Origin of the sequence: Streptomyces sp. NPDC059443, from assembly GCF_042750105.1 — a bacterium.
Taxonomy (GTDB): Bacteria; Actinomycetota; Actinomycetes; order Streptomycetales; family Streptomycetaceae; genus Streptomyces.
The window spans coordinates 26342-53274 of sequence record NZ_JBHYVM010000049.1 but is presented as its reverse complement, the minus strand read 5'-3'; the positions used below and the strand labels follow the sequence as shown (position 1 = coordinate 53274).

At 73.9% G+C, this 26933-nt stretch carries 21 protein-coding genes and 1 tRNA gene; 13 read left to right on the top strand and 9 right to left on the bottom strand.

The features are described from left to right. Nucleotides 1-240 precede the first annotated feature (240 nt). Nucleotides 241-1248 carry a ketopantoate reductase family protein gene (locus ACFXDJ_RS33460; RefSeq protein ID WP_384656239.1) on the bottom strand — a complete coding sequence of 336 codons (1008 nt, stop codon included), beginning with the start codon at nt 1246-1248 and terminating at the stop codon, nt 241-243. A gap of 45 nt (nt 1249-1293) precedes the next feature. Between ACFXDJ_RS33460 and ACFXDJ_RS33455 the strand changes: the two genes are divergently transcribed. Next, a complete protein-coding gene (locus tag ACFXDJ_RS33455; RefSeq protein ID WP_384656241.1) occupies nt 1294-2151 on the top strand; it encodes an aldo/keto reductase in 858 nt (285 codons plus the stop codon). A gap of 10 nt (nt 2152-2161) precedes the next feature. Here the strand turns inward: ACFXDJ_RS33455 and ACFXDJ_RS33450 are convergent, their stop codons facing one another. After that, nucleotides 2162-2716, bottom strand: coding sequence for a DUF1697 domain-containing protein (locus tag ACFXDJ_RS33450; RefSeq protein ID WP_384656245.1), 555 nt, complete (start codon nt 2714-2716; stop codon nt 2162-2164). Between the two features lie 120 nt (nt 2717-2836). On the opposite strand from ACFXDJ_RS33450, the gene ACFXDJ_RS33445 reads away from it, so the two are divergent. The 3 genes from ACFXDJ_RS33445 to ACFXDJ_RS33435 all read left to right on the top strand — a co-directional run bounded on the left by ACFXDJ_RS33445 (nt 2837) and on the right by ACFXDJ_RS33435 (nt 5676). Then, nucleotides 2837-3700, top strand: coding sequence for a phosphotransferase enzyme family protein (locus tag ACFXDJ_RS33445; RefSeq protein WP_384656247.1), 864 nt, complete (start codon nt 2837-2839; stop codon nt 3698-3700). A gap of 23 nt (nt 3701-3723) precedes the next feature. Beyond that, nucleotides 3724-4407 carry a hypothetical protein gene (locus ACFXDJ_RS33440; RefSeq protein ID WP_384656249.1) on the top strand — a complete coding sequence of 228 codons (684 nt, stop codon included), beginning with the start codon at nt 3724-3726 and terminating at the stop codon, nt 4405-4407. A gap of 141 nt (nt 4408-4548) precedes the next feature. Beyond that, on the top strand, nt 4549-5676 hold the full coding sequence (locus ACFXDJ_RS33435) for a serine hydrolase domain-containing protein (RefSeq protein WP_384656250.1): 1128 nt from the start codon (nt 4549-4551) through the stop codon (nt 5674-5676). Nucleotides 5677-5705: 29 nt separating this feature from the next. Here ACFXDJ_RS33435 and ACFXDJ_RS33430 read toward each other — a convergent pair whose 3' ends face one another. Together ACFXDJ_RS33430 and ACFXDJ_RS33425 are read right to left on the bottom strand one after the other, a co-directional pair. Further along, nucleotides 5706-6431, bottom strand: a complete 726-nt coding sequence (locus ACFXDJ_RS33430) for a 3'-5' exonuclease (protein ID WP_384656278.1) — start codon at nt 6429-6431, stop codon at nt 5706-5708. Between the two features lie 85 nt (nt 6432-6516). Beyond that, a complete protein-coding gene (locus tag ACFXDJ_RS33425; protein WP_384656253.1) occupies nt 6517-7803 on the bottom strand; it encodes an SAV2148 family HEPN domain-containing protein in 1287 nt (428 codons plus the stop codon). A 314-nt stretch (nt 7804-8117) separates the two neighbouring features. Between ACFXDJ_RS33425 and glgX the strand changes: the two genes are divergently transcribed. Continuing rightward, on the top strand, nt 8118-10232 hold the full coding sequence (gene glgX / locus ACFXDJ_RS33420) for a glycogen debranching protein GlgX (RefSeq protein ID WP_384656256.1): 2115 nt from the start codon (nt 8118-8120) through the stop codon (nt 10230-10232). On the opposite strand, the gene ACFXDJ_RS33415 is transcribed toward glgX, so the two are convergent. Next, complete coding sequence (locus tag ACFXDJ_RS33415; RefSeq protein WP_384656259.1) at nt 10217-11557, bottom strand: MFS transporter; 1341 nt, start codon at nt 11555-11557, stop codon at nt 10217-10219. The two genes, glgX and ACFXDJ_RS33415, sit on opposite strands and share 16 nt — an antisense overlap. Nucleotides 11558-11639: 82 nt before the next feature. Between ACFXDJ_RS33415 and treY the strand changes: the two genes are divergently transcribed. Together treY and ACFXDJ_RS33405 are read left to right on the top strand one after the other, a co-directional pair. After that, entirely contained in the window at nt 11640-14042 is a 2403-nt protein-coding gene (gene treY, locus ACFXDJ_RS33410; protein WP_384656262.1) for a malto-oligosyltrehalose synthase, read from the top strand. A 74-nt stretch (nt 14043-14116) separates the two neighbouring features. Continuing rightward, the gene (locus tag ACFXDJ_RS33405; protein WP_384851147.1) at nt 14117-15415 is read left to right on the top strand and encodes a M14 family zinc carboxypeptidase; all 1299 of its coding nucleotides are present in this window, start codon (nt 14117-14119) and stop codon (nt 15413-15415) included. Nucleotides 15416-15502: 87 nt separating this feature from the next. On the opposite strand, the gene ACFXDJ_RS33400 is transcribed toward ACFXDJ_RS33405, so the two are convergent. Both ACFXDJ_RS33400 and ACFXDJ_RS33395 read right to left on the bottom strand, forming a co-directional pair. Continuing rightward, the gene (locus ACFXDJ_RS33400) at nt 15503-15988 is read right to left on the bottom strand and encodes a GNAT family N-acetyltransferase (RefSeq protein WP_384656267.1); all 486 of its coding nucleotides are present in this window, start codon (nt 15986-15988) and stop codon (nt 15503-15505) included. A 64-nt stretch (nt 15989-16052) separates the two neighbouring features. Continuing rightward, a complete protein-coding gene (locus ACFXDJ_RS33395) occupies nt 16053-16616 on the bottom strand; it encodes an FHA domain-containing protein (protein ID WP_384656269.1) in 564 nt (187 codons plus the stop codon). A 112-nt stretch (nt 16617-16728) separates the two neighbouring features. On the opposite strand from ACFXDJ_RS33395, the gene treZ reads away from it, so the two are divergent. Then, nucleotides 16729-18492 (top strand): malto-oligosyltrehalose trehalohydrolase, encoded by a 1764-nt coding sequence (treZ, locus tag ACFXDJ_RS33390; protein ID WP_384851145.1) that lies wholly within the window; start codon nt 16729-16731, stop codon nt 18490-18492. Nucleotides 18493-18515: 23 nt separating this feature from the next. On the opposite strand, the gene ACFXDJ_RS33385 is transcribed toward treZ, so the two are convergent. Continuing rightward, nucleotides 18516-19637 carry a M24 family metallopeptidase gene (locus ACFXDJ_RS33385; protein ID WP_384656275.1) on the bottom strand — a complete coding sequence of 374 codons (1122 nt, stop codon included), beginning with the start codon at nt 19635-19637 and terminating at the stop codon, nt 18516-18518. Between the two features lie 256 nt (nt 19638-19893). Further along, nucleotides 19894-21048, bottom strand: coding sequence for a heparan-alpha-glucosaminide N-acetyltransferase domain-containing protein (locus ACFXDJ_RS33380; protein WP_384664208.1), 1155 nt, complete (start codon nt 21046-21048; stop codon nt 19894-19896). Between the two features lie 182 nt (nt 21049-21230). Here ACFXDJ_RS33380 and ACFXDJ_RS33375 point away from each other — a divergent pair. The 5 genes from ACFXDJ_RS33375 (at nt 21231) to ACFXDJ_RS33355 (ending at nt 26801) form a co-directional block, all read left to right on the top strand. Continuing rightward, nucleotides 21231-21303, top strand: a tRNA-His gene (locus ACFXDJ_RS33375). 79 nt (nt 21304-21382) lie between these two features. Next, nucleotides 21383-22525: a sensor histidine kinase gene (locus ACFXDJ_RS33370; RefSeq protein WP_384663362.1), complete on the top strand. Its 1143-nt coding sequence runs from the start codon at nt 21383-21385 to the stop codon at nt 22523-22525. Beyond that, nucleotides 22522-23211 (top strand): response regulator, encoded by a 690-nt coding sequence (locus ACFXDJ_RS33365; RefSeq protein ID WP_384663361.1) that lies wholly within the window; start codon nt 22522-22524, stop codon nt 23209-23211. Before ACFXDJ_RS33370 ends, ACFXDJ_RS33365 begins: the two co-directional genes overlap by 4 nt. Before the next feature lie 22 nt (nt 23212-23233). Next, complete coding sequence (locus tag ACFXDJ_RS33360; protein ID WP_384663359.1) at nt 23234-24415, top strand: alpha/beta hydrolase; 1182 nt, start codon at nt 23234-23236, stop codon at nt 24413-24415. 310 nt (nt 24416-24725) lie between these two features. After that, nucleotides 24726-26801 (top strand): RICIN domain-containing protein, encoded by a 2076-nt coding sequence (locus ACFXDJ_RS33355; RefSeq protein ID WP_384663357.1) that lies wholly within the window; start codon nt 24726-24728, stop codon nt 26799-26801. The last annotated feature ends 132 nt before the right edge of the window (nt 26802-26933 follow it).

Below are 26933 nucleotides of genomic sequence, written 5' to 3'. Positions count from 1 at the left end.
CGAGTCTAGGTGCGGGCACTGACAATGCGGTGAGCTGCGCGTTTGCCGGTGGTCGGGCCGCTGCGCGGGGCTGTCCCCGACCCGCCCTTCCACCGGTCCCCGGGCTCTGCCCGGACCCGGTCCTCAAACGCCGGACGGGCTGGAAAGATCCAGCCCCGCCGGCGTTTGAGGCGCGGGGGTCCGGGGGCTGGCCCCCGGTTTCGGGAAGGGGCAGGGTGGGGGAAGGCTCCGCGCAGCGGCTCAGGCCCGCGCCACCGCCTCGTCGGCCAGGGCGGTCAGGTCCTCGATGGACATCGCCCCCGGCGGGAGCCCCTCCCGGGCAAAGATGTTCGCGGCGCGCCGCAGCGTGTCGTTGACCGGCGTCGGGATCCCGTGCAAACGGCCCAGCAGGACGATCTCCCCGTTCAGATAGTCGGCTTCGACCGACCCCGTCCCCCGCGCCAGCGACTGCCAGGACGACCCGCCCCGCACCACCCCGACCGGCGGCTCCACCTTCCCGTCACGCGCCGCCGACTGCTCCGCCTCCGAGGCGTAGGAGATCCCGGCGGCCTCGAAGACGGCCTTCGCCTCCCGGATCGCCCGCAGCAGCAGCGCCCCCTTCGCCGGCTCCGGCTCGGGCCCGGTCGTCGCCTGGATCGCGTTGCCCAGGTTGCCCAGCAGCTTCGCGTACTTCCACCGCATGACGTCCTCGACGACCGGCGCCTCGAAGCCGGCCTTCTCCAGATCGGCCGCGATCCGCCGGGCCTTCCCGTCCACCGGCCCCCCGGCGGCCCGCCCGATGTGCAGGATCCCGGTCAGCGGAGCACACAGCGCCGACACCACCCCCGGCTCCAGGAACGTCGCCGGCAGCCACACGCAGACCCCGTACACGCGCGCGAAGCGCCGTAGGGCGAGGCGTTCGCTCTCCACGCCGTTCTGCGCGCACAGCACCGGCAGCCGCTGCGCCGCGGTCCCGCCGCCCGCGACCTCGGCGTCGCCCCACGCGTCGAGCGCGGCGATCGCGTCCTGGGTCTTGACGGTCAGCAACAGGACGTCGTCCGGGCGCAGTTCGCCGAGCTCTCCCGGACCTCCGACCACGGGCAGCCGGTGGACGCGCTCGCCGTCCGCCGTCGTGAGCCGCAGCCCGTCCGCCCGCAGGGCCTCCGCGTGGGCGCCCCGCGCAACGAGGACGACCTCGCTGCCGGAGTCCGCGAGCCGTCCGCCGATGGTCGCGCCGATCGCCCCGGCGCCGATGATGATGTAACGCATGCCCACGAGCGTGGCACATCGGCGGCCCTGGGTTACGGTCGGGCCATGTCTGTTGACGTCGACGAGATGTTCGCCCTCGGCGGGGACCTACCCCTGCGTCGCCTCGGGCTCGGCACCGGCGGCCTGGTCGGAGCCGGCTACTGGGGCCCGCGCGGCAGCCGCGCCGAAGCCCGTACGGTGCTGCGCGCGGCCGTGGAGCGCGGGGTCACCCTGATCGACACGGCGGACAACTACGGCCCCGGCCTCGCCGAGGAGCTGGTCGCCGAGGCCCTCCACCCGTACGAGGAAGGGCTGGTGGTCTCCACCAAGGGCGGGGTGGTGCGAACCGGGCCCGATCAGTGGCACGTGGCGGGCCGTCCGCACGAGCTCCGGGCGATGTGCGAGGCGAGCCTGCGAAGGCTGCGCCTGGACCGGATCGACCTCTACCAGCTCCACCGCTTCGACCCGGCCGTCCCCATGGCGGAGCAGCTGGGCGCGCTGGCCGAGCTCCGTGCGGAGGGGAAGATCCGCCACATCGGGCTGAACACGGTGACGGCGCTGGAGCTGCGCGAGGCCCTCTCTCTCATCCCGGTGGCCAGCGTCCAGAACCCGTACAACCTGCTCAACCGCGCCTCGGCGGAGCTCCTGTCCCTCTGCGAGGAGCGCGGCATCGCCTTCCTCCCCTACTACCCGCTGGGCAGCGGCGCCCTGACCCGCGAGAGCGCGGCCGCGCTGACGGCGGTCGCCGCCGAACACGGCGCGTCCACCGGCCAGATCGCCCTGGCCTGGCTGCTCCACCACTCCCCGGCCCTGTGCCCCACCCCGGGCACGGGCTCCCCGGACCACCTGGCGGAGAACCTGGACGCGGCGACGATCCACCTGACCGCACGCGAGATGACCTTGCTGGACGGTCTGGCGGGCTGAGTCGCCCCCCTCAGACCGCGGTCAGTTCCACGAGCTTGGCGACCGTGTTCCAGTTGCGGGTCGTGACGTCGAGGCCCTTCACCACGGCGGGCTTCGCCAGGGCCTCGGCCAGCTTCGAGCGGCCCAGGCCGTTCGGGGCGTAGAGGTAGATCACGCGGTCGCCCAGGCGGTACTCCTCCGGGAGGTACGCGGGCCCGTCGATCGAGGCGAAGCGCGACTCGGCGGGCGGCTCCGAGCAGAAGGTGGCGTGGAGCTGCCTGCCTTCGAGTTCGGCGGCCGGGAAGGGGCAGGCGTCGGCCACGGCGCGCAGGTAGGTCCCGTCGACCACGAGGCAGGGGACCTGGAAGCCGAAGTGGGCTTCGATGGCGGCCTCCAGCTCGCGGGCCAGGGCCGCCGGGGTCTTCTCCGCCTCGGTGGCGAAGACGGCGTTGCCGCTCTGCAGGTACGTCTGCACGTCCGTGTGGCCGAGGCCCGCCAGGACCGTGCGCAGTTCGGCCATCGGGACCTTCTTGTTCCCGCCGACGTTGATGCCGCGCAGCAGCGCCGCGTACTTCCTCTTGGTCATGCCCGAACGATAGGACGCCCCTGTGACATTCCGGCCGGTTCGGCCGAAGGGTGCGGCGGGTGCGGCGGGTGCGAGACTTGGCACATCACGATCACCCCGGGACGGACGGCGGAGAACGGCATGGACGAGGCACGGGCCAGGGACGCGCTGACGGCGGCGGGCCTGACCGCACGGGCCGGGGCGCCCGAGCTGCTGGCCCTCGGCGAGAACGCCGTCTTCGCGCTCGGCGACGGCCTCGTCGCCAAGGTCGGCCGGGAGGCCGCGCTGCTGCCCCGCGCCGAGCTGGAGCTCGCGGTGGCGGGCTGGCTCGCGGAGTCCGGGGTCCCGGCGGTCCGCGCGGCCGAGCCGAAGCCCCGGCTGGTCGACGGGCATCCGGTGACGGTGTGGCACCGGCTCCCCGACGCGGTCCGCCCGGCCGGCCCCGAGGACCTCGCGGCGCTGCTGCGGCAGATCCACTCCCTGCCCGCGCCCCCCTTCGCACTGCCCCCGCGGGATCTGCTGGGCGGGGTCGAACGCTGGCTCCGGCTCGCGGGCGGGGCGATCGACCCGGCGGACGCGGAGTACCTGCGGGCCCGCCGCGACGGGTACGCCGGCCAGGTCGCCGCGCTCACCCCCCACCTGGCGCCGGGCCCGATCCACGGCGACGCGCTGCCCCGCAACGTCCACGTGGGTGCGGACGGGCCGTTCCTCGTCGACCTGGAGACGGTCTCCTCGGACCTGCGCGAACACGACCTGGTGGTGATGGCCCTGTCCCGCGACCGCTACGGCCTCCCCGCCGGGTCCTACGAGGCGTTCGCGGCGGCGTACGGGTGGGACGTGCGCGACTGGGAGGGCTGCGCGGTCCTGCGCGGCGCCCGCGAAACGGCCAGCTGCGCCTGGGTCTCCCAGCACGCCCCGGCCAACCCGAAGGCCCTGGCCGAATTCCGCCGCCGGGTCGCCTCCCTGCGCGAGGGCGACACGGAAACCCGCTGGCACCCGTTCTAGCGGTGCCGTAACAATTCCCGCATATGAACATACCCGTCACCATCCACCAGGCCCGGCTCGGCCAGGCGGAGTTCAAGGTCATCCGCCCGGCCCGGCCGCCGGCCCGCGCCGTGCTCGTCGACCGCGACCGGTATCTGAACGTCTCGCTCGACCGGCACGCCGCGCGGCTCACCGCAGGGCTGTGGTCGATGGCCGCCTCTTCCCCGCGCTCGCTGATCCACCTGCCGATCCGGAACAACCCGCTTCCCGAGGCCGATCCGCCGCGTCCCGGCGAGCGGCGGCTCGACCTCGTCCTGCTGCACCATTCGCTCCAGTTTCCGCCCTCGCGCTGGAAGGAGCTGCGCGCACGGCTGGGTCCGGGGCGCCCGCAGACCGTTGCGCCACCCGTTCCCGCGCCATTTCCCGAGGACGGCGTCGCCGGGTGGGAGGTACGCCACCACGCGGAGAACCGGGACCTGTTCCACCAGCACGTCCATGCCGACACGCTCTTCATGACCGGCAGCGCGAAGCTGTTCCGCGAGACCGCCCGGCACTTCTTCGACATCGCCCTGTACGGTCCCGGGCATGTGTCCCGCCCCGGCGGCTACCCGCACTACTGCACCGAGCTCCACTCGCTGGCCGGCATCCTCGGCAACGCGCGCGAGTTCCACATCGAGTACCGGGGCCAGTGGGGTGCAGAGGAGCCGGCGGCACCGGACACGCACTGATTTCCCGACGATCCCCGTAGGAGTTCGCCCGTGCGTGAGCAGGCATGGCTGAGGCCGTACTCCTCCGGGCCGCGGCGGGGTGGAACACGCGGGGCCGGGCGGGCGGTGGTCGCGGTGGGCTTGGCGGTGGCCGTGGGGGGCATGACGGCCGGCGTTCTGGCGCCGCCCGCCGCGTCCGCGGCATCCGCGGCATCCGCCGCCGCCGGGCCGGACAGTGTGCAGTGGGGTCTGGAGGCGCTGGTGCGTTCCGATGGCCTGCCCGCCGCGCTGGCGAGCGTCACGGACCGTGGGGGCCGCACCCGTGACTACACCGCGGGGGTGGGCGACCTGGTCACCGGCTCGGTGGTGCCGGTCGACGGGCAGGTGCGGATCGGCAGCAACACCAAGGTGTTCACGGCGGTGGTCGCCCTGCAGCTGGTCGGTGAGGGGAGGATCGGCCTCGATGCCACGGTCGACACCTACCTGCCCGGGCTCGTCCGCGGGGAGGGGATCGACGGACACGACATCACCGTCCGCGAACTCCTCCAGCACACCAGCGGACTTCCCGACTACGAGGACCTCGTGGGCGAGGACATTCTCCGGCGCCGGCGCTTCGACCCCGGCGACCTCCTGGACATCGCCTTCGAACGCGGGGCCGACTTCGCCCCCGGGGCGAAATGGCAGTACAGCAACACGAACTACGTGGTGGCCGGCCTGATCATCGAGAAGGTCACCGGGCGGCCGCTCGCGGAGGAGATCGACCAGCGCGTCATCCGACGCATCGGGCTGCGCCACACCTACTTCCCCGCTCCCGGTGACACGACCGTCCGGGAACCGCACCCCAGGGGCTACGAGCAGCAGGATTCAGCGGGCGCGCCGGTGCGGGAGGAGCAGGGGAAGCGGGAGGGCACGGAGCGGGACGTCACGGAGATCGATCCTTCCGCGGGCTGGGCGGCAGGCCAGATGGTCTCCACCGACTCCGACCTCAACCGGTTCTTCGGCGCGCTCCTGGCCGGCCGGCTCCTTCCGGCGGCCCAGCTCGCCGAGATGCGCACCACCGTCCCCATCGGGGACACCGGGGCCGGCTACGGACTGGGCATCATCAGCAGACCGCTGTCGTGCGGCGGTGTCTACTGGGGCCACGGCGGCGACATCCCGGGCTACGAGACCCGGGGCGGAGCCACCGAGGACGGCCGCGCCGCGAGCGTCGCCGTGACCGGGATCCCGGCCGACGCGGCGGCCACGAAGCACCTGGAGGCCCTCGTGGACGCTGCCCTGTGCCGGAGCTGAACCACGCCCCGGGAGGCGGGCGCTCCGGCTCACGCCCCCGCCGCCACCAGCCCCCGTAGCGGCCAGGCCGTGTCGATCACCGCGTCCGCGGTGCCCTGCTTGCGCAGGTACGCCTGGAAGTCCCGGGCCCAGCGCTCGTGCCAGGCGCCCTGGCGGGCGTGCAGCACGGCGGGGGTGAGGGCGGCCACCTCCGGGTGGCGGGCGGCTATCGCGCGGGCCACGCCGACCGCGGCCAGCGCGTCCGCCCCGGCGTCGTGCGCGGAGTCGAGGGTGACCCCGTAGACCCCGCAGACCGCCTCCAGCGTGCGCTTGCCGCGCCGGTAGCGGTCGACGGCCCGGTCTATGGTCAGCGGGTCCACCACCGGCCCGGTCTCCGCCCCGCCCAGCCGGTCGGCGAGCGAGGGCAGTCCGTGCCGGGCGAGCTCGGCCGTCAGCAGGGTCAGGTCGAAGGCCGCGTTGTAGGCGACGACGATCGCGCCCGCCCGCCAGTGCTCGACCAGCGCCGCCGCTATCTCGTCCGCGACCTCCCGCACCGGACGGCCCTCCGCGACGGCCCGCTCGGTGCTGATGCCGTGGATCGCGGAGGCCTGTTCCGGGATCGGTATCCCGGGATCCGCGAGCCACGTGCGCCGGCCGCGCACCTCGCCGCCGCGCACCTCGACCACCGCGGCCGTCACGATCCGCGACTCCCCCGGCTCCGTACCGGTCGTCTCCAGGTCGAACCCGATCAGCACTCCGCCGTGCCATTCCCCCATGCCGTGCAAGTCCACCCCGTGCCCCTCCCCCACCCGTACCCGTACTTCGGTCAACGGCTTTCAGCCTGCCACGGGCCACTGACAGTCAGGACACCGGGCGGGAATCCTGCCAGATCGACTCGAATTCCTCGCGGTACGTCGGGAACAGTCCGTGCTCCGCATCGCGCGCGGTGCCGCGGCCGCCGCCGCGCAGGACCAGGACCGGGGCCTCCATGCCTCGGGCCCGGCGCAGGTACGACTGGACCACCGCGATGCCCGAGGACTCCCCCTCCACCAGGTAGGCGGTGAAGCGCGGGGTCTCGTCGAAGACGTGGATCTCGAAGCCGGAGGCGTCCCGCAGGCCCGCCCGGACCCGCCGCACGTGCAGGATGTTCATCTCCACCGAGCGGCTCAGCTCGCCCTTGCGCAGGCCGAGCTCCCGCTCGCGCCGTTTGACGGCGCTGCTCGCCGGGTTCAGGAACAGCAGCCGCACCCGGCAGCCGGCCTCGGCGAGGCGTACGAGCCTTCGGCCCGAGAAGTTCTGGACCAGCAGGTTGAGGCCTATGCCGATCGCGTCGAGCCTGCGCGCGCCGCCGAAGAGGTCCTCCGCCGGGAGCTGGCGCTGGAGGCGCACCCGGTCCGGGTGGACGGAGATGACGTCCGCGTACCGGTCGCCGACCAGGTCCTCGACGGCGTCGATGGGCAGCCGGTCCGCCGACGGCGAGCCGGATCCGCCGCCCAGGACCTCCAGCAGCCGCGCGGAGGCCCGCTCGGCCTGTTCCAGGACCGCCCGCGACAGGGCGCGGTTGCGGGAGACGACGTTGCGCGTGACCTCCAGCTCGTCCAGCGCCTGTTCGATGTCGCGCCGGTCGTCGAAGTACGGCTCGAAGCAGGGCCAGTGCTGGACCATGAGCTCCCGCAGCTGCGGGAGGGTGAGGAAGCTGAGCACGTTGTCGTCGGCGGAGTCCAGCAGGTAGCCCTTGCGCCGGCTGACCTCCCGTACGGCGACCGCGCGCTGCACCCATTCCTGCCCGGCGGGCCCGGCGGCCGCGACCACCCAGTCGTCCCCGCCCCCGCCGTGCACGGGCTCGTAGACCGGCCGGAGCACCGCCCCGACCACCGCCCGCAGCCGCTGTTCGACCAGATTCAGCCAGATGTACGCACGGCCCGCGCGCTGGGCCCGGGTGCGGACCTCGCTCCAGGCGTCCGCGCCCCAGTCCAGCTCGGCCCCGGTCCCGGCTCCGGCCGGCTCCCGCCCGGGCCTCCCGGCCTCCGGCGGGGCCAGCGACACCGCTCCGGCGGGCAGCCCGCCGGAGGCTCCGCCTGCGGTGTCCGCCGGGCCTCCCTCGTGACCGCTGTCACCAGGGGGCAGCTCCAGACCTCCCGAGCTCACCCGTGCACCGCCTCCTGCGTCTGGACGCCCGTCTCCAGTGATCACGGAAGGGTACTCCGCGCGCAGGGCCCCCTGCAGCCCTATGCGGGCCGATGGCCCGTACACCGGCTGTCCGTTGACCCATTATCCGATGTCCACGTCATCCGATGTACCCACGGTGGGCCGACCCTCTTATCAGCTCTCCGGGTCACCCGGTAGGACCCTCCCAAGTCCCCGCGCGAAGCCCCTCTTTCGGGGAAGATCTGGCAGTGACGTGGTCCTCGCCGCAGAAGGCCAGCACCGTAGCCCGACACGGAACGGAAGAGTCGCCATCCATGCAGGTCTGGCCGGGACACGCTTATCCGCTGGGCGCCACTTACGACGGCGCCGGCACCAACTTCGCGGTCTACTCGGAAGCCGCCCGACGCATCGAACTGTGCCTGCTGCACGACGACGGCTCGGAGACCGCGGTCGAACTGCGCGAGACCGACGCCTTCGTCCGGCACGCCTATCTGCCCGGCGTGATGCCCGGCCAGCGCTACGGGTTCCGCGTGCACGGCCCGTACGAGCCCGAGCGCGGCCGCCGCTGCAACGCGGCGAAGCTGCTCCTGGACCCCTACGCGCGGGCCATCGCCGGGAGCGTCGACTGGGGCGAGGAGGTGTACGGCTACCACTTCGGCCGCCCCGATTCGCGCAACGACCTGGACTCGGCCCCGAAGAGCATGAGCTCCGTCGTGGTCAACCCGTACTTCGACTGGGCCAACGACCGGCCGCCGCGCCACGAGTACCACCACACCGTGCTCTACGAGGCCCATGTGAAGGGCCTGACCATGCGTCACCCGGACCTGCCCGAGGAACTGCGCGGCACGTACGGGGCGCTCGCCCACCCGGCCGTGATCGGGCACCTCACCAAGCTGGGCGTGACGGCGCTGGAACTGATGCCGGTCCATCAGTTCGTCAACGACCACCGCCTCGTCGACGACGGGCTCAGCAACTACTGGGGCTACAACACCATCGGCTTCTTCGCCCCGCACAACGGCTACGCCTCTGGCGACCGCGGCCAGCAGGTGCTGGAGTTCAAGTCGGCCGTCCGGGCGCTGCACGAGGCCGGGATCGAGGTGATCCTCGACGTGGTCTACAACCACACCGCCGAGGGCAACCATCTGGGCCCGACCCTGTCCTTCCGCGGGCTCGACAACGCCTCGTACTACCGGCTCGCGGACGATCCCCGGCACTACATGGACACCACCGGGACCGGGAACTCGCTGCTGATGCGCTCCCCGCACGTACTCCAGCTGATCATGGATTCGCTGCGGTACTGGGTCACCGAGATGCACGTGGACGGTTTCCGCTTCGACCTGGCGGCCACCTTGGCCCGGCAGTTCCACGAGGTGGACCGGCTGTCCTCGTTCTTCGACCTGGTGCAGCAGGATCCGGTGGTCAGCCAGGTCAAGCTGATCGCCGAGCCCTGGGACCTGGGCGAGGGCGGCTACCAGGTGGGCAACTTCCCGCCGTTGTGGACCGAGTGGAACGGGAAGTACCGGGACACGGTACGAGACCTCTGGCGCGGGCAGCCGCGCACGCTGGCCGAGTTCGCGGGGCGGCTGACGGGCTCCTCCGACCTCTATCAGGACGACGGCCGGCGGCCGCTGGCCTCGATCAACTTCACCACCTGCCACGACGGTTTCACCCTCAACGACCTGGTCTCGTACAACGAGAAGCACAACGAGGCCAACCGCGAGGGCAATCGGGACGGCGAGACCCACAACCGGTCCTGGAACTGCGGGGTGGAGGGGCCGTCCGAGGACCCGGACACGGTGGAGCTGCGCGAGCGGCAGATGCGCAACTTCACGGCCACGCTGATGCTTTCGCAGGGCGTGCCGATGATCAGTCACGGCGACGAGTTCGCCCGCACCCAGGGCGGCAACAACAACGCCTACTGCCAGGACAACGAGCTGTCCTGGGTGAAGTGGCCCGAGCCCGGCAAACCCGCGCCCGCCCTGCTGGAGTTCACCCGGCGGATGGTGTGGCTGCGGCGCGAGCACCCGGTGTTCCGGCGGCGCCGGTTCTTCCACGGCCGGCCGGTGGAGGGGACGCACGACGACCTCTCGGACATCGCCTGGTTCACCCCGCACGGCGAGGAGATGCGGGCCCGCGACTGGCAGGCGCAGCACGCGCGGGCGTTGGCGGTGTTCCTGAACGGGGAGGCGATCTCGGAGCCGGGCTCCCGCGGGGAGCGGATCACCGACGATTCGTTCCTGCTGATGTTCAACGCGGGCGCGGAACCACAGGACTTCACGATCCCGGCCGGTCACGGCGCGCAGTGGCGCCTGGTCGTGGACACGGCGCGGGCGGAGGTACTGCCACCCGGCACCGGGCCGCAGTATGCGGCCGGTGACCGGGTGGCGCTGACAGGACGGTGTCTGGTGGTGCTTCAGCGGCCCGCGTAGGCGGCGCCTTCGAGGGCGGGCTCTTCGGATCCGGACTCCACGGGTCCGGACTCCGCGGGGACGGCCGGGGCCTGGGCCGCGGGGGCGTGCGTACGGGCGGCGGGCACGCGGGTGACGAGGGCGAGGGTCAGGGTCAGGGCGGCCGCCCCCACGGCCACCGCGAAGGACGCCCAGGGCCCGTACCACTCGGCGAGCCGCCCGGAGACGGCCAGCGAGGCGGCCTGTCCGGCCACGAGCGAGCTGGCGGCGAAGGCCATCGACTCGGCGAGCCGGGAGGGTTCGACCGCCCGCTCCGTGAGGGCGAAGGCGGTGATCAGGTGCGGGGCGTAGGCGGCCCCGAGCACGGTGACGACCGCGTACAGCGGCCACAGGGTGTCGGTGAAGAGCAGCGGCACGGAGAGCACCAGCGCGGCCGCGGTGGCCACCCGCCAGCGCAGCCGCAGCCCGAAGCGGGCGGGCAGCGCGCCGAGCGAGAGCCCGACGGCGGCGCTGACCACGCCCATGCACGCGTAGACGATGCCGGCCTGTCCGGGGACGCCCAACTGCGCCGTGAGGGCGGCGATTCCGGCCTGGCAGCCACCGAACATGGCGCCCTGGAGGAAGAGCGAGCCGCGTACCGCGTAGACGACCCCCGGCGGCCGGACCCGGCCCCGGTCCTCCGCCGCACGGGGCGTACGGAGCGTGCGGGGCGTACGGGGCCTCGCGGGCGCACCGGCCGTGACGGCGGCGGTCGGGTGCAGTGCGAAGGCGGTGCCGAAGACGGCGACGAGAACGGCCGCGCCGCACAGGGCGACGGCCGGGTGCGCGACGAGCGTGGCGAGGCCGACGAGGGCGGGTCCGAAGACGAAGGAGACCTCGTCCAGGGTGCCTTCGAGCGAGTGGATCGCGCCCACGACGCTCTCATCGGCCTTGGCCCGGTGGGCCAGGGCCACGGAGCGGGTCCGGGCCAGCGGGCCGATCAGGGGTATCGAGGCGCCGGTGACGGCGCCGATCGCGGCGAGCGGGACGGTGGCGAGGCCGGTCAGTGCCCCGGCCACGAGGGCGGCGGTCGCCAGGGCGTTGACCGCGGCGGCGGCGAGGACCACGGGGCGCTGCCCGTGACGGTCCGCGAGCCGTCCGAGGACGGGCCCGAAGACCACCTGCCCGGCGGAGAGGGTGCCGCCGACTATGCCGGCGGTGGCGAGGGAGCCGCTGGTCTCGGCGACGAGCAGGACGCTGCCGAACTGCGACATGGCGACGGGCAGTCGGGCGAGGAAGGAGATGAGCGGGAGAAGGGGCCCGGTCAGGGCGATGACTTGACGATAGGTGTTGACGGTTCCAAACACTTGAGCAACGTTAACCCGGCGCAGTCACCCGGATGCATTGGGTAATGGCACGGAATCCCGCAACCTGGGTACGTACGTTCTCATGAGCCTGCCGCGCACCGATTTTGCATTCGGCCCAACGGAATCTGATGTTCCGCCAGCCGTTACCCCGGCATCGACCTACCGACTCCAGCTCCGCCCAGAGTTCACCTTCACGGATGCGCGGGCAGCGGTACCGTACCTCGCCTCGCTCGGCGTGTCGCACCTGCACCTCTCCCCCGTGTTGGAGGCCGTGCCGGGGTCGTCCCACGGGTACGACGTCACCGACCACACCCGGGTCCGGGTGGAGCTGGGCGGGGAGGACGGGCTGCGGGAGCTGGCGGCCGCCGCCCGTGCGCACGGGCTCGGACTGGTGCTCGACATCGTGCCGAACCACATGGCGGTACCGGCGCCGCTGCGGCTGAACCGGCCCCTGTGGGAGGTGGCGCGGGAGGGTCCGCACTCCCCGTACGCGCGCTGGTTCGACATCGACTGGGAGGCGGGCGGCGGAAAGCTGCTGCTGCCGGTGCTCGCGGAGCCCCTGGACCCGGACGAGATCAAGGTGGACGGGCGCGACGGGCGGGACGGGCACGACGGGCGGGACGGCGGCCCACCCGGCGGCCGGGGCGCCGTGCTGCGGATCGGGGAGCTGGAGTTCCCGCTCCGGGAGGGCACTGTCGGGCTGGATCCGGTGGCGCTGCTCGACGCCCAGTGGTACCGCCCCGCGTGCTGGCGGGAGGCCCGGACCGGCCTCAACTACCGCCGCTTCTTCACCATTTCGGAGCTGATCGGGGTCCGGGTGGAGGACCCCGAGGTCTTCGCGGTCACCCACGCCAAGGTGCTGGAGCTGGTCCGGGACGGGGTGGCCGAAGGTCTGCGGGTCGACCACGTGGACGGCCTGGCGGACCCGGAAGGCTACCTGCGGCGGCTGCGGGCCGCCGTCGGCGGGGGCTGCTGGGTGGTGGTCGAGAAGATCCTGGCCCGCCACGAGCGGCTGCCGACGGCCTGGCCGGTCGCCGGGACCACCGGGTACGACGCGCTCCACCGGGTGGACGGGGTGTTCACCGACCCGGCCGGGGCCGCCCGGCTCGCCGCCGGATTCCGGGAGTCGACGGGGCAGCCGGAGTGGTCGCGGACCGCCCGGTCGAGCGCGCGGGAGGTCCTGACCGGCGACCTGGCCTCCGAGCTCGCGACGCTGGAGCGACTGGCCGGCCATGATCTCGCCCCGGCCGTACGGGAGTTGCTGATCGCCTACCCCGTGTACCGGCCCTATCCCGGCGAGCCGGAGCTCGCGCCCGGAGCCCTGGCGGAGGCCGCCGCGCGGGCCGGCGCGGAAACGGTGGCGGGCGTACGGGACCTCGTGCTGCGGGACACGGCCTTCGCGGCCCGCTTCGCCCAGACCTCGGCTGCCCTGCGCGCCAAGTCCCTGGAGGACAGGGCCTTCTACCGGTACGCCCCGCTGCTGTCGGCCACGGAGGTGGGCGGGGATCCCGGGAACCCGGCGGTCACGGTCGCGGAGTTCCACGCGTACTGCGCCGAGCTGGCCCGGCTGTGGCCCGGCTCCGGGACGGTGCTGACCACGCACGACACGAAGCGCAGCGCGGACGTCCGGGCCCGGATCTCGGCGCTGTCGCAGGACTCGGCCGTCGCTATCGCCGCCATCGCGGCCGGGTCCGCCGGGCCTGCCGGGTCCGCCGGGTCCGCCGGGTCCGCCGGGCCGGATCCCCAACTCGCCTGGGTGGCCCGGCAGACGGCGCTCGGCCTGGGGGACGCCGGCCCGGAGCGCGCCGAGCGGCTGGAGCAGGCCCTGCTGAAGGCCGTCCGCGAAGCCGCCCTGCACACGAGCTGGACCGAGCAGGACGCGGCGTACGAAGCCACGGTGTCCGGCCACGTCCCGGCGACGGCCGTCGACCTGCCCGGACCGCTGGCGGAAACAGCCCGCGCGAACCTGCTCGGCATGGCGCTGCTGCACCTGGCCATGCCCGGGGTGCCGGAGGTCTACCAGGGTGCCGAGACGGAGTACCGGGCCCTGGTGGACCCCGACAACCGCCGCCCCGCCGTCTTCCCCCGGGAGACCCTGGCCCGCCTGGACGCGGGGGCCGCCCCCGTCGGCACGGCCGAGGAGAAACTCGCCCTGACCGCCGCCCTGCTGCGGCTGCGCCGGAGCCGCCCCGGCCTGTTCACCGGCTACGCCCCGCTCCCCGCCCGCGGCCCGGCGGCGGAACACTGCGTGGCCTTCGCCCGCTCCCCGGGCCTGGTGGCGGTGGCCACCCGCCTGTCGCACGTGCTCGCCGGGTCGGGAGGCTGGCGGGACACGGCCCTCGCGCTGCCACCGGGAAGGTGGCGCCGCCTGCCGGGCACGGGGGCCGCGCACGAAGACCCGTACGAAGCCCCGTACGAGGGCGAGACCCGGCTGGCCGGGCTGCTGGACCGGATGCCCGTGGCCCTCCTGCTCCGGGAGGAGTAGTGCCGCGTCGGGCAACGTCCGGCCACGTGTCCGAACACGGCTATCACGCGCCCCCTACGGGAATGGGATCAGCTGTGACCCTCATCCGTGACATGTGCTACCCCACCCCTCACGAACTCGCCCTCGCCGCCCGCGCGCTCGCCGATGAACACCCCGCCCTCGTCCGCCTCCGCCAGGCCGGCGCCTCCCGGGCCGGGGAGCCGCTCTGGGTGCTCTCGGTCGGTTCCGCGACCTCGCCCTCGCCCGCGGCCACAGCTGCGGTCACAGCTGCGGCCGCGGATCCGCGCAACGTGCTCGTCGTCGCCGGTGCGCACGCCAACGAGCCCGTCGGCGGCGCCACCGTCCTCGCGCTCGCCCGCCACCTGATCCGCGAGCCCGCCGCCGGAGCCACCTGGCACTTCCTGCTCTGCGCGGACCCCGACGGCGCGGCCCTGCACCGCACGCCCCGCCCGTACTCGCTCCTCGAATACCACCGGAACTTCTTCCGCCCGCCCGGCCCCGAACAGCCCGAGTGGGCGCCGTCTTTACTGCCCCCGGACCGCCTCCCGCCGGAGACCCTCGCCCTCACCCGGCTCATCGACGAGCTCCGGCCCACCCTCCAGATCTCCCTGCACGGCACTGATCTCGGCGGTTCCTGGGTCCAGCTCACCCGGGACATACCCGGGCTCGCCGAGCCCTTCGGCAAATCGGCCGCCGAGCTGCGGATCCCGGTCGAGACCAGTGCCTCCGACGCCTCCGGCTGGCCCTCCCCCGGGGCGGGGATCTTCGTGATGCCCGATCCCGGGGCCGGGGCGGCCGGGGCGTTCCAGCCCGAGGACACCCGGCTCAGCACCTGGTACCGCGCGCACCTCCACGCCGGTACGACCGCGATCGTCGAAGTGCCCATGTGGGCCTCGGACCTGGTGGACGACCCGGCCCCGCACCCCGATCCGCGCGGCGCCCTGCGCGTGCTCGCCGCGCGGCTCACCGCCGACGCCGCGCGCGTGGCCGAGCTGCGGGAGGGCGCGGTCCCCGGTACGGATCCGGCTACCGCCGCCCTGCTGCGCGCGGTGGACTGGACGCTCGCCCTGATCCCGGCGATCGCCGTCGGGTGGACGGGCGCCGGGGCTCCCGCCGAGGCCACGGCCGCCTACATCGGGAGCATCGACGCCTTCGGCCGGCGGCTCTCGCTGCGCGCCGCCGCGATGCTGCTACGGGTACTGAGCGCCCAGGGCCATCCGGCCGCGCCGGCCGTGGACCGGCTGGTCACGGGCTGGTGCGAGGAGTTCGCGGCCCGCTTCCAGGCCCGCTGGGTCCCGGTGGCCACCCAGGTGGAGCACCAGTCCCGGGTCGTCCTGGCGGCCTACGAGCGCCTCGTGGCGGCCGCGCGATAGCCGGCCGGCGGCGTACGGCGGCCACCACCCGCCGGCGCGCGGCCACCACCCGCCGGCCCGCGCCGGTCACCCGTCGGCCCTCGGCCGTCACGCATCCTCCGCCGGCAGCGCGTACCTCAGCTTCGCCCGGCCCGTGGCCCCGAGGCGGTCGTAGAAGCGGATCGCCCCCTCGTTCCAGTCGGGCGTCTGCCACTCGACGTGCCCGAGACCGAGCTCGCGGGCCAGGCCCCTCACCCCGTCCATCAGGGCGGCGCCGAGGCCGTGGCCGCGGGCTTCCCCGGCGAGGTAGAGGCAGTCCATGTGGAGGTAGTCCCGGGCGTCCCAGAAGGAGAACTCGGCCGAGCAGGCGGCGTACCCGGCGACCTCGCCGTCCGGGTTCTCGGCCAGCAGCACCCACAGCCGGGCGTCCTCGGCGAACAGTCGCGGGCCGAGCCGGCCGGCCAGACCGGCCGGGCGGGGCGCGGACTTCTCGAACGCGATGTGCTCGCGCATCAGCTCGTCCAGGCGGGGCAGGTCCTCGGGACGGGCGGGCCGTACGACGGGTGCGGCAGCCGCCGCGGACGTGTGTTCCATGGGTCTCATCCTCACGCGACGGGCGCGGGCGCCCGACACCCGGGGGCCCCGGCCGGGGTGCCCCTCAGCCCGCCGACAGCCGGAACGACATCCGGCCGAAGCCGATCTGGTCCCCGTCCCGCACCACGGCCCAGCCCGTCACCCGGCGCCCGTTCACGGTGGTCCCGTTCGTCGAGCCCAGGTCCCGCACCACCCACACCCCATCGCGCAGGTGCAGTTCCGCGTGCGCCCGGGACACGGTCTCGTGGTTGAGCCGCAGCCCGTTGCCCGGATCACGGCCGATCCGCAACGCCCCCGCGCTCGGGTGCGGGAGCAGCAGCTTGGGCAGCTTCTCCACGGTCCAGGCCCGCCGCACGCCCACCGCGACGGCCGAGACCCGCCCGACCCAGCCGAACAGCCGACGGCTCCAGGTGTTCTCGCCGTCCTCCCCCTGCTCCAGGTCGGCGGTGAGGACCGCGAGTTCCTCGGAGCGCCGGGCGGCGAGGGCGAGTTCGATCCGGCGCACGAGGGTGTCGTGCGACAGCTTGCCGAGGGCCGCGCCCTCGGCGAGCCGGCTCAGCGCGTAGTCGCGCTCGGCATCGGAGAGCCGCGGCACGGGGTAGGCGGAGAACTCGAAACTCGACGTCACAGGGTGATTGTCGGCCCGTCAGGGGCAGAGTGTCCAGAACTCCCCCGCCTCACCCCCGATGATGGCCCGGAAACGCAGGTTGGGGTACCACCGCCAGACGAGGGGACCGTCCGTGCAGTTCGAGGTGTGGGCACCGCTGACAGGTCGGGTCGCCATGCGGCTTGACGAGGCCACGTACGAGATGGCCCGCGATCCGGAGCGGGAGGGCTGGTGGGTCGTGCAGGCCCCGGCCGCCGACGGCTCCCGGTACGGGTTCCTGCTGGGGCACGCCGAGGACACCGGCGAACCCCTACGGCCCGACCCGCGCGGCCGCCGTCTCCCCACCGGGCCCGAAGGACTCTCGGCGGTCGTCGACTTCGAGGCGCTCACCCCCGAGGTCCCGGCCCCCGTGCCCCGCACCCCGCTCCAGGACGCGGTCCTGTACGAGCTGCACATCGGCACCTTCACCCCCGAGGGCACCTTCGACGCGGCCGCCGCCCGGCTCGGCCACCTCACCGCCCTCGGCGTCACCCACGTCGAGCTGATGCCGGTCTGTTCCTTCCCCGGCCGGCACGGCTGGGGGTACGACGGGGTCGCGCCCTGGGCCGTGCACGAGCCGTACGGCGGTCCGGCCGGGCTGGTCCGGTTCGTGGAGGCGGCGCACGCCGCCGGGCTGGGCGTGGTCCTGGACGTGGTCCACAACCACCTGGGCCCCTCCGGCAACCATCTGCCCGCCTTCGGGCCGTACTTCACCGACACCCACCACACCCCCTGGGGCGCGGCGGTGAACCTGGACGCGCCCGGATCCGACGAGGTGCGCGCCTACCTCCTCGGCAGCGCCCTCGCCTGGCTGCGCGACTACCGGATCGACGGGCTGCGCCTGGACGCGGTGCACGCGCTCGTCGACGGGCGGGCCCTGACCTTCCTGGAGGAACTGGCCGCGGCGGTGGACGAACTGGCCGCCGAGACCGGCCGGCCGCTCTTCCTGATCGCCGAGTCCGACCAGTGCGATCCGCGCACCACCACTCCCCGCGGCGCCGGCGGCCTGGGCCTGCACGCGCAGTGGAACGACGACTTCCACCACGCGCTGCACTGCGCGCTGACCGGCGAATCCCAGGCGTACTACGCGGACTTCGCCGAGGCCCCGCTCGGCGCCCTCGCCAAGACCATGACCCGGGCCTTCTTCCACGACGGGACCTGGTCCTCCTTCCGGGGCCGCCACCACGGCCGCCCGCTGGAGCGCGGCCGCACCCCCGCACACCGGTTCCTCGGCTACACCCAGACCCACGACCAGATCGGCAACCGGGCGATCGGCGACCGGCTCGCGGCCTCCCTTTCCCCGGGGCTGCTGGCATGCGCGGCGACGGTGGCGCTGACCGGGCCGTTCGTGCCGATGCTGTTCATGGGCGAGGAATGGGGCGCGGGCACGCCCTGGCAGTACTTCACCGACCATCTCGACCCGGAGCTCGCCGAGGCCGTACGGACGGGCAGGCGCCGGGAGTTCGCGGCGCACGGCTGGGAGCCGGAGCAGATCCCCGATCCCCAGGACCCGGCCACCCGGGACCGCTCCTGCCTCGACTGGGCCGAGCCCGCCCGGCAGCCGCACGCCCGCCTCCTGGACTGGTACCGCACCCTGATCACCCTCCGGCGCACCCACCCGGACCTGCGCGATCCCGATCTGGCGGCGGTCCGGGTGGCCCATGACGAGGAGCGGCGCTGGCTGACCTTCCGCCGGGGAGACATCCGGGTGGTGGTGAACTTCGCCGCGGAGCCCACGACCGTCGCCCTGGGCCGCAACGGCGTACGGGTCCTGGCCGCCTGGCTCCCGGTGGACCACCCCGACTCCGCCGGACGCATCCACGTACCGGCCGAATCGGCGGTGGTCCTGGGCCCGTAGACGATCCGGCCCGGCTCCGGTGGTTACTCGACGATCGCCAACTCCCGCGAGGCGTTGTTGAAGCTGCGGCAGCCGTTCTCGGTGACGGTGATGATGTCCTCGATGCGGACGCCGAAGCGGCCGGGGAGGTAGATGCCGGGCTCCACCGAGAAGCACATGCCGGGGACGAGGGGCTGTTCCTCGCCCTCCACCATGTACGGGGGCTCGTGCGTGGTGACTCCGATGCCGTGGCCCGTGCGGTGGATGAACTGCTCGCCGTAGCCGAACTCGGTGATCACCGCGCGGGCCGCCCGGTCCACGTCCTGGCAGGCGGCTCCCGGCCGGGCCGCCGCCACGCCCGCCAGCTGGGCCTCGCGGACGATGTCGTGGACGCGCTGCTCCTCCTCCGTGGGCTCGCCGACGTGGACGGTGCGGGAGATGTCGGAGCCGTAGCCGTCCTTGAGGCCGCCGAAGTCGAGGACGATCATGTCCCCCTGCTGGATGACCCGGTCTCCGGCCTCGTGGTGCGGGTTGGCGCCGTTGGGGCCGGAGCCGACGATGGCGAAGTCGACCTGGGAGTGGCCGTGGACGCGCAGCAGCGCCGTCAGGTCGGCGGAGACGTCGCTCTCGCGGCGGCCGGCGAAGGGGACGTGCAGGATCTGCGCGTACGCGGCGTCCGCCGCCGCGCCGGCCGCGGCGAGCCGGGCCAGCTCGCGCTCGTCCTTGACCGCGCGCAGCATCGGCAGCGCGTCGGACAGCGAGACGTACGAGGTCGTCGGCAACTCGCGCTGCATGCCGAGCAGGTGCAGCGCCCAGGTGTTGTCGCTGACCCCGAAGCGGCCGGTCACGTCCAGCAGCGGGGAGGTCACGGTGTACGGGTTCTTCCCGTCGGCCCAGTCGCGCAGGGTCAGCGCGCCCGCCCCGGGCGCCTTCGCCGCGTCGGGGGCCTCCAGCGCGGGGACGACGAGGACGGGGTCCTGGCCGGCGGCGAGGACGAGCAGGGTCAGCCGTTCGGTGTCGACCGGCCGGTATCCGGTGAGGTGGGCGAGGTCGGGCCCGGGGGCGATCAGCAGGCCGGCCAGGCCGGCGTCGGCGGCGGACTGCGCGGCGGCGGCCATCCGGGCTGCGTAGTCGGCGGCCGTGAAGGGATCGGAGTCGTGGTCCATACCCGGGATCCTGCCGCGCGGCGCCCTCAACGGGCAGGGGGCCGCGCCGATGGGACCCGCCCCGGCGCGGAGCCCTGCGGGGGCCGCGTGCGGCGCCGTTGCCGGGGGCCAGCCCCCGGACCCCCGCGCCTCAAACGCCGGCGGGGCTGAGATGTGCGGCTGCGCCGCAAAATTCAGCCCGTCCGGCGTTTGAGGACCGGGTCCGGGCAGAGCCCGGGGAAGGGTGGGTAGGGGACAGGCCCCGCAGGGCTTCGCGTCACCCCGGGGTCACCACCCGCAGCGCCCATTCCAGCGGCCCCCGCCGCAGCTCCGTACCGCGCAGCAGCCGGCCCCAGGCCAGGCACCCGGCCACGGCGGCAGCCGAGAAGCCGGCCAGGGCCTCCCACCCGCTCACACCCCGCAGAAACACCGCCAGCGCAACCGCGTGCACCACGTACACCGACAGAGCCATCGCCCCGACGGCCGCGAGCGGCCCCAGCACCCTCGCCACCCAGCCGGCGGCCCGCGCGGCAAGGGCCAGCGAGCCCACGAGAGCGGCTCCGACCCCCGCGTTGCCGAGGGTCTCCAGCGGGGTCTGGCTGTAGGGGCCGGCCAGCAGCATCCAGTCCCAGGAGGTGCCGGGGACGGCCCCGAACTGCTCGCTCAGCACCGCCGAGACCGGGTCGGGCTCCGCCATGGCCCAGGGGTGCTCCCGTGCGACGGCCCGCAGCAGTGCTTCGCGGCGGCCCCCGGGGCCGAGGGCGAGCCAGGAGGCCCCGTACCCGACGGCGGCGGCAACCGCCCCGACGCCGGTCAGCAGCCGGAGCGACCGCTTGCTCCGTAGGTCGGCGAGGCGGCCGAGGGCCATGCCGACCAGGATGTACGGGAAGTAGGTGAGCAGCGGGTACGCGCCCGAGAGCAGCAGATCGCGCGCGCTCTCCCCGGCTCCGGCCCAGCTCGTCAGGGAGCCGGGGACCGGGGTGGCCCCGCGCCCGCCGGTGCGCAGCCCGAGGCCCTGGCCCAGGACGTGGGAGAGGACCGGGCCCAGGACCACCGAGGCGCCGGCGGTGACGGCCAGGGTGCGGGTGCGCAGCCGGGTGAAGGGCTCGGCGGCGAGGAAGTAGACGGCGTAGAAGGCCAGGATCACCAGGATCCCGGGGGAGAGCGCGGCGAGGAGCAGGCCCAGCGCGGCGAGGATCGCACAGCGGGTCAGGGTGGCCCGCAGCGGCGGCGGTTCGGCGGCGCGGGAGCGGGCGAGCGCGAGGGAGAAGCCCGCTATGAGGGTGAAGACGGCGGGGGCGCGGCCGTCGGCGGCGACGAGCAGCCAGCCGGCGCCGTCGGGGACGGGTGGCGGGCCGACGTGGACGGCGAACATGCCGAGGACGGCGGTCCCGCGGGCGGCGTCCAGGCCGGTCAGTCGGTTTGCTCCCATATGGGTAGGGATGGAGATCGGGGCGGCGGGGTTGCCTGCCGGAGCCGATCGGCGCGGGGGCCACCGAATCGGTGACGTCGTACGAGGTCACACGCCGTCGCCCGAAAAGGCGTCGCGGGAGCACCCCGCTGATCGGCTATGCTGTGCATGCACATCGAACGGGCGGCCCGCCGCCCGTCGTGGTGGGTGTAGCTCAGTTGGTAGAGCACCTGGTTGTGGTCCAGGTGGCCGCGGGTTCAAGTCCCGTCACTCACCCTGTTGATCCCGTGGGGGGTACGAGGTTTTCCTCGTACCCCCCACGGGTTTTTCGTCCAGAGCTCGTCCAGAGAGAGCCATGCGCCGAGAGAGATTCCCCGCGCTGCTGGTGGCGGCGGGCTGCGTGCTCGTGTGGGCCCTCGACTGGATCACCGTCGAACGGCCGCACGCCTGGGCCGTCCTCGGCTGCGGCGCCGTGGTCGGCGCGGTCGCCCTGCTCCCCGCCCACCTGATCCGGCTTCCCCTCGACGGCCGCGTGCTGCTCGCCGCGCCGGTCTCCCTCGCCGCCACCGCGGCGATGCTGTCGCCCGAACGGGGCACCGGCGGCAGTTGGGGGCTGCTGGAGTCGGCCGCGCTGCTGGTGCTGCTGGCCCGCTGCGCCCGGCACTGCGCCCCGCGCCGGGTGGTGCCGCTGTGCCTGCTGCTGTGGGCCGCGGCCGCCGCGGCCCCGCTGCGGATGCCGAGCGACGCCGCCGCCGAGACCGCCGCCTTCGCCCTGACCCTGGCCGCCGCCGCGGCCGCCGGGTTCGGGGGCTACCTGCGGATCCTCGACCAGCGCCGGGCCCGAGCCGTCGCGGCCGTACGGGAACACGAGCGGCACGAACTCGCCCGGGACCTCCACGACTTCGTGGCCCATCACGTCACCGGGATCGTGGTCCAGGCGCAGGCCGCCCAGGCCATCCGGGAGAGCGCCCCGGAGCGGCTCGACCCGCTGCTGCGCTCCATCGAGCGGGCCGGCGGGGAGACGCTGGATTCCATGCGGCGTCTCGTCCGGGTGCTGCGGGAGCAGGATTCCGGGTCGGTGCGGCCACAAGACCTGCTCGCCGAGCTGAGCCTGCTGGTCGCGGGCCGGCCGGGGGCCGTCCTGGAGCTGGCGGACCGGGTGCGCAGCGTACGGCTGGCCCCGGAGGTGGAGACCTCGGTGCACCGGCTGGTCCAGGAGGCGCTGACCAATGTGACGCGGCACGCTCCGGGCGCACGGGCCACTCGGGTGAGGCTGGCCACCGACGGAGTACACCTGACGGTGGAGGTCTCCAACGGCTCCGGGACCCGGCGCGGCCACACCCCGCCCGGCGGTCGCGGGGGCCTCGGCCTGATCGGGCTGCGCGAACGGGTCGAGGCGGTGGACGGCACGCTCTCCGCGGGCCCGCTGGCGGACGGCGGCTGGCGGGTGACCGGCGTCTTCCCCGTGCTGGACGGCCTGGCAGGATCGAAGGTATGAAAAGCGACATCCGGGTCCTGATCGCCGACGACCAGGAAATGGTCCGCACCGGCTTCGCCCTGATCCTGGGCTCCCAGCCGGACATCGAGGTGGTCGGCGAGGCCAGGGACGGCGCCGAGTGCGTGGAAATGGCCCGGCGGCTGCGCCCGGACGTGTGCCTGGTCGACGTACGGATGCCCAGGCTGGACGGGCTGGAGGTGACCCGGCTGCTCGCCGGGCCGGGGGTCCCCGATCCGCTGCGCGTGGTGATCGTGACCACCTTCGACCAGGACGACTACCTCTACGGGGCCCTGCGCGGCGGAGCCAGCGGCTTCCTGCTCAAGGACGCCGGGCCGGGCCTGCTGGTGGAAGCCGTACGGGCGGCCGCGCGCGGGGACGCGCTCGTCTCCCCCGCCGTGACGCTGCGGCTGCTGGAGCGGCTCGGCGAACATCCGGCGCCGCCGGAGGCCGGGGCCGGGGACCGCGGGCTTCCGCTGTCGGAGCGCGAGCTGGACGTCGTACGGCTGGTCGCGCGCGGGCTGACCAACCAGGAGATCGCCGACGGGCTGTTCATCTCCCTGTCCACGGTCAAGACGCACCTGGTCTCGGTGCAGGCCAAACTGCAGCTGCGCAACCGGGTGGAGATCGCCGCCTGGGCGTGGGAGAACGGCGCGGTGGCCGCCACCCCGCGCGGTCCGGTCGGCTGACCCGGGCCCGGCGGCCGTGGCGATGCTTTCTGCGATCTCGTCGTTCCCGGCGTTCTCTGCGCTCTCGTCGTCCGCGTCCATCAACGGTCTCGCGGTGCTGCTGCTCGCCGTCCTCGTGGCGGCCGTGGTGTTCGGGGTCGCGGTCTGGGTGTGGCCCCGGCTCGCGGGGCGCGGGGCGCGGCCGTTGCTGGGTCGGGTCGGGCTCCAGCTGGCGGTCACGCTGACGATGGGGGTGCCGCTGCTGCTCTCGGTGAACTCCTCGTACGGGTTCTACGGCTCCTGGCGCGACCTGCTGTCCCTCCAGCGCGAGGAACCGGCGCCCGCGGGCACGGACCCGTCGGGGCGGGACGGACTGCTGGTGCGCAGTACGCACACCTGGCGCCACGAGGGCTCCGACGACCCGGCGGTGATCGGCCGGATCGAGGCGGTCACGGTGCGCGGGGCACGCACCGGGCTGTCGGCGCAGGCCTACGTGTACCTGCCGCCGCAGTACCTGAACGCGACGGCGCAGCGGCGGGCGGAGTTCCCCGTGGTGCTGGCGCTGAGCGGGTTCCCGAGCACGACGCGGGTGCTGATCGACCTGTTCCGGTATCCGCAGGTGGCGTTGGACGCGGTGCGGGCGGGGAGGATGCGGCCGGCGGTGCTGGTGCTGGCGACCCCGACGGTGGCGCCGCCCCGGGACACGGAGTGCGTGGACGTGCCGGGCGGGCCCCGGGTGGAGGCCTTCTTCGCGGAGGACCTGCGGGCGGCGACGGCCTCGCACTACGGGCTCACGCGCGACCCCCGGGCCTGGGGCGTGATGGGCAACTCGGTGGGCGGGTACTGCGCGCTGAAGCTGGCCCTGCGCAAGCCCGACTCGTACCGGGCGGCGGCCGGGCTCTCGGCCCCGTACGAGGCGGCGAAGGACGCGGACACCGGCGACCTGTTCGGCGGCGACACGCGCTACCGGCAGGAGAACGACCTGCTGTGGCGGCTGCGGAACCTGCCGCAGCCCGCGGTGTCCCTGCTGGTGGCGAGCAGCCGCAAGGGCGAGCACCAGTACCCGCAGACCCTGGAGTTCATCGAGGCGGTGCGCCCGCCCGCGCGGATCTCCTCGATCGTCCTCGGGAGCGGCGGGCACAACTACGAGACGTGGGCGCGCGAAGTGCCGCCCGCGCTCGTGTGGTTGGTGGGCCGGCTGGCTCCGGGTGACGGCGGGTCATGACCTTTCATCACGGGTCGTGACGGAATCAATTCGACAGGTAGTAATTAGATGAATCCTCGACTGAATTCCCGTCAATAAACCCTCCCCCATTATCTCGATTTGATAACTACGCCACCCCAAAGGCCTGGACCTTCACCTCAAGGGAAGCTCAATTACCTTGATTTCATTGGGAATTGAGTGTTCGTCAAATCAGACGGACAGGTAACGGAATGATTTCTTGACGCGCACTCCCCTTTGTCCGAATTCTCCGCCGCATCCGTCTGGCAGGCTTCCGCGCACCCAGTCACTCCGATCACGAGTTGAGGTGCGCATGACAGGACGACGCAGACGGCGGGAACACCGGCGCAAGCCACGCCGGTTCATACTCCTCACCGCCGCCACCGCCACGGCGGCGGTGATCGCCGCCGGCATCGCCTACTCCGGATTCGGCGACGGCGCCCAGGCCGCGCCGCCCGCCCAGGCCTCGGGAGCCGCCGCGGACGCCGTACCGGCCGCCGCTCCCGCCCGGGACCAGGATCCGGACCCCATCGCGGACGCACCCGCCAACGACGGCGGGCGCGGCATGGTCTACGACGGTCTGCGGGCCGCTCCGAAGGGCGACCGGTGCGCCGGCGTCTACCGCACCGGAGCCGGCCTGTGCACCCACGGCCCCGACGCGCCACCCACGGGTGTCGACATCAAGAAGGACATCGCCCCCGCCGTCGCCACCAAGGCGGCGGCCGCCGATCCGGCCCGTCCCGCCGCCGAGGACCCGGCCGCCACGCAGGACGGCGGGCGTCCTCAGGACGCGCCCGCCGCCGACGCCGGGGCCGCCAGGACCGCCGCCGCGCCCGCGCCCGGCCCCTCGGCCGCGGCGGGCAAGCCCGTAGCCGCGGGCCCCGCGGGCCAGACCGTCCAGTGCGACGGCGACGGCAGCACCGGAAACCGCGTCCAGGTCGCGTACGTCCACAGCCCCGGCCGGGACCGCTACTCCGAGTACGCCGCCTCGTTCCGCAAGTGGGCGGCCGACGCCGACCTCATCTACTCGACGAGCGCCCAGGAGACGGGCGGCATCCGCCACATCCGCTACGTGACGGCCGCCGACTGCACGCCGTCCGTGCTCGACATCGAGCTCCCGGACGCGGCCCTGTCCGAGTTCGGCGCGACCAACGCGGCTCTCGCCGCGAAGGGCCTGGACCGCCGGGACCGCAAGTACATGATCTTCGCGGACACCCAGGTCTACTGCGGCATCGGCACCTTCAACGGCGACGAACGGCCCGGCCAGACCAACCAGAGCAACTTCGGCCCCTCCTACGGGCGTTCGGACTCCGGCTGCTGGGGCGGCCACACCGCCGCGCACGAACTCGGCCACAACCTGGGCGCGGTGAACAACAGCGCCCCGAACAGCAGCCACGGCGCCCACTGCACCGACGAGTTCGACGTCATGTGCTACTCGGACACCCCGTACTACCCGCAGATGCGCAACGTCTGCACCAACCCGGCGTCCGAGAACATCCTGGACTGCAACCACGACGACTACTTCCACACCAGCCCGAAGCCCGGCAGCTACCTGGCCACGCACTGGAACATCGCCGACAACCAGTTCCTGATGCGCGACAACGGCGGAGGCGGCACCGACCCCGGCCCCGGCCCGAACCCGACCCCGAAGCCCACGCCGACCCCGACCCCGACTCCGACTCCGACCAAGAAGCCCACCGGGGGACCGGCCGTGACGGCCGGCCAGATCCGGTCCGACTCCGTCGTGGTGAGCTGGCCCAAGGTCGAGGGCGCCGCCTGGTACCAGGTCCTGCTGGACGGCAAGCACCTGACCTGGGTCCAGTCCCCGGTGCTGCGCATCTACAACCTCCGGCCGGACACCTCGTACTCAGTCTCCGTCTCCGTCCGCGACACCGCCGGCCGGGACAGCGGCCCCGGCCGGGCCGCGAGCTTCCGTACGCCGCGCACCGACGGCGGCGCCACCACCCCCGGCACCCGCTACTTGCTCGGCAACGGCAGCACCGGCATGGCCGCGGAGCTGTGGGGCGGCCGGGACGCCGACGGGACCGTGCTCGTCGGGTCCCGTGCCAACGGCTACGCGCAGCAGCAGTGGTACTTCGACGACGCGGGCGGCGGGCTGGTCCGCATCCGCTCCGCCGCCTCCGGCAAGTGCCTTCAGCCGGGCGGCGCGCCCGCCGCGGGCATGTGGGTCGCGCAGCGGCCCTGCGGCCCGGACGCCTCGCAGTCCTGGCGGCTGACGTCCCGCGGCGGCGCGGTGACCGTCACGGACCCGGGCGGCGGCTTCGCCCTGACCGTGAGCGACCGCCCCTACTACGGGACCTGGCTGCTGGAACTCGGGCGCGCCGACGGCAGCGCGGGCCAGCTGTGGACCGTACAGAAGGCCGGCTGACCTTCTGTACGGCTGACCGACCCCGGGGGGGGGGGGGGGGGGGGCGCGGGGGGCCCCCCCCCCCCCCCGCGCCCCCCCCCCCCCCCCCCCCCGCGCCCGCGCCCCCCCCCCCGCCCCGCCCCCCCCGCCGGC

Excerpts from the sequence above, each read along its gene's own strand:
- ACFXDJ_RS33460 (WP_384656239.1), bottom strand. The coding sequence starts at position 1,248 with ATGCGTTACATCATCATCGGCGCCGGGGCGATCGGCGCGACCATCGGC.
- ACFXDJ_RS33455 (WP_384656241.1), top strand. The coding sequence starts at position 1,294 with ATGTCTGTTGACGTCGACGAGATGTTCGCCCTCGGCGGGGACCTACCC.
- ACFXDJ_RS33450 (WP_384656245.1), bottom strand. The coding sequence starts at position 2,716 with ATGACCAAGAGGAAGTACGCGGCGCTGCTGCGCGGCATCAACGTCGGC.
- ACFXDJ_RS33445 (WP_384656247.1), top strand. The coding sequence starts at position 2,837 with ATGGACGAGGCACGGGCCAGGGACGCGCTGACGGCGGCGGGCCTGACC.
- ACFXDJ_RS33440 (WP_384656249.1), top strand. The coding sequence starts at position 3,724 with ATGAACATACCCGTCACCATCCACCAGGCCCGGCTCGGCCAGGCGGAG.
- ACFXDJ_RS33435 (WP_384656250.1), top strand. The coding sequence starts at position 4,549 with ATGACGGCCGGCGTTCTGGCGCCGCCCGCCGCGTCCGCGGCATCCGCG.
- ACFXDJ_RS33430 (WP_384656278.1), bottom strand. The coding sequence starts at position 6,431 with ATGGGGGAATGGCACGGCGGAGTGCTGATCGGGTTCGACCTGGAGACG.
- glgX (WP_384656256.1), top strand. The coding sequence starts at position 8,118 with ATGCAGGTCTGGCCGGGACACGCTTATCCGCTGGGCGCCACTTACGAC.
- treY (WP_384656262.1), top strand. The coding sequence starts at position 11,640 with ATGAGCCTGCCGCGCACCGATTTTGCATTCGGCCCAACGGAATCTGAT.
- ACFXDJ_RS33400 (WP_384656267.1), bottom strand. The coding sequence starts at position 15,988 with ATGGAACACACGTCCGCGGCGGCTGCCGCACCCGTCGTACGGCCCGCC.
- ACFXDJ_RS33385 (WP_384656275.1), bottom strand. The coding sequence starts at position 19,637 with ATGGACCACGACTCCGATCCCTTCACGGCCGCCGACTACGCAGCCCGG.
- ACFXDJ_RS33380 (WP_384664208.1), bottom strand. The coding sequence starts at position 21,048 with ATGGGAGCAAACCGACTGACCGGCCTGGACGCCGCCCGCGGGACCGCC.
- ACFXDJ_RS33370 (WP_384663362.1), top strand. The coding sequence starts at position 21,383 with ATGCGCCGAGAGAGATTCCCCGCGCTGCTGGTGGCGGCGGGCTGCGTG.
- ACFXDJ_RS33365 (WP_384663361.1), top strand. The coding sequence starts at position 22,522 with ATGAAAAGCGACATCCGGGTCCTGATCGCCGACGACCAGGAAATGGTC.
- ACFXDJ_RS33360 (WP_384663359.1), top strand. The coding sequence starts at position 23,234 with ATGCTTTCTGCGATCTCGTCGTTCCCGGCGTTCTCTGCGCTCTCGTCG.
- ACFXDJ_RS33355 (WP_384663357.1), top strand. The coding sequence starts at position 24,726 with ATGACAGGACGACGCAGACGGCGGGAACACCGGCGCAAGCCACGCCGG.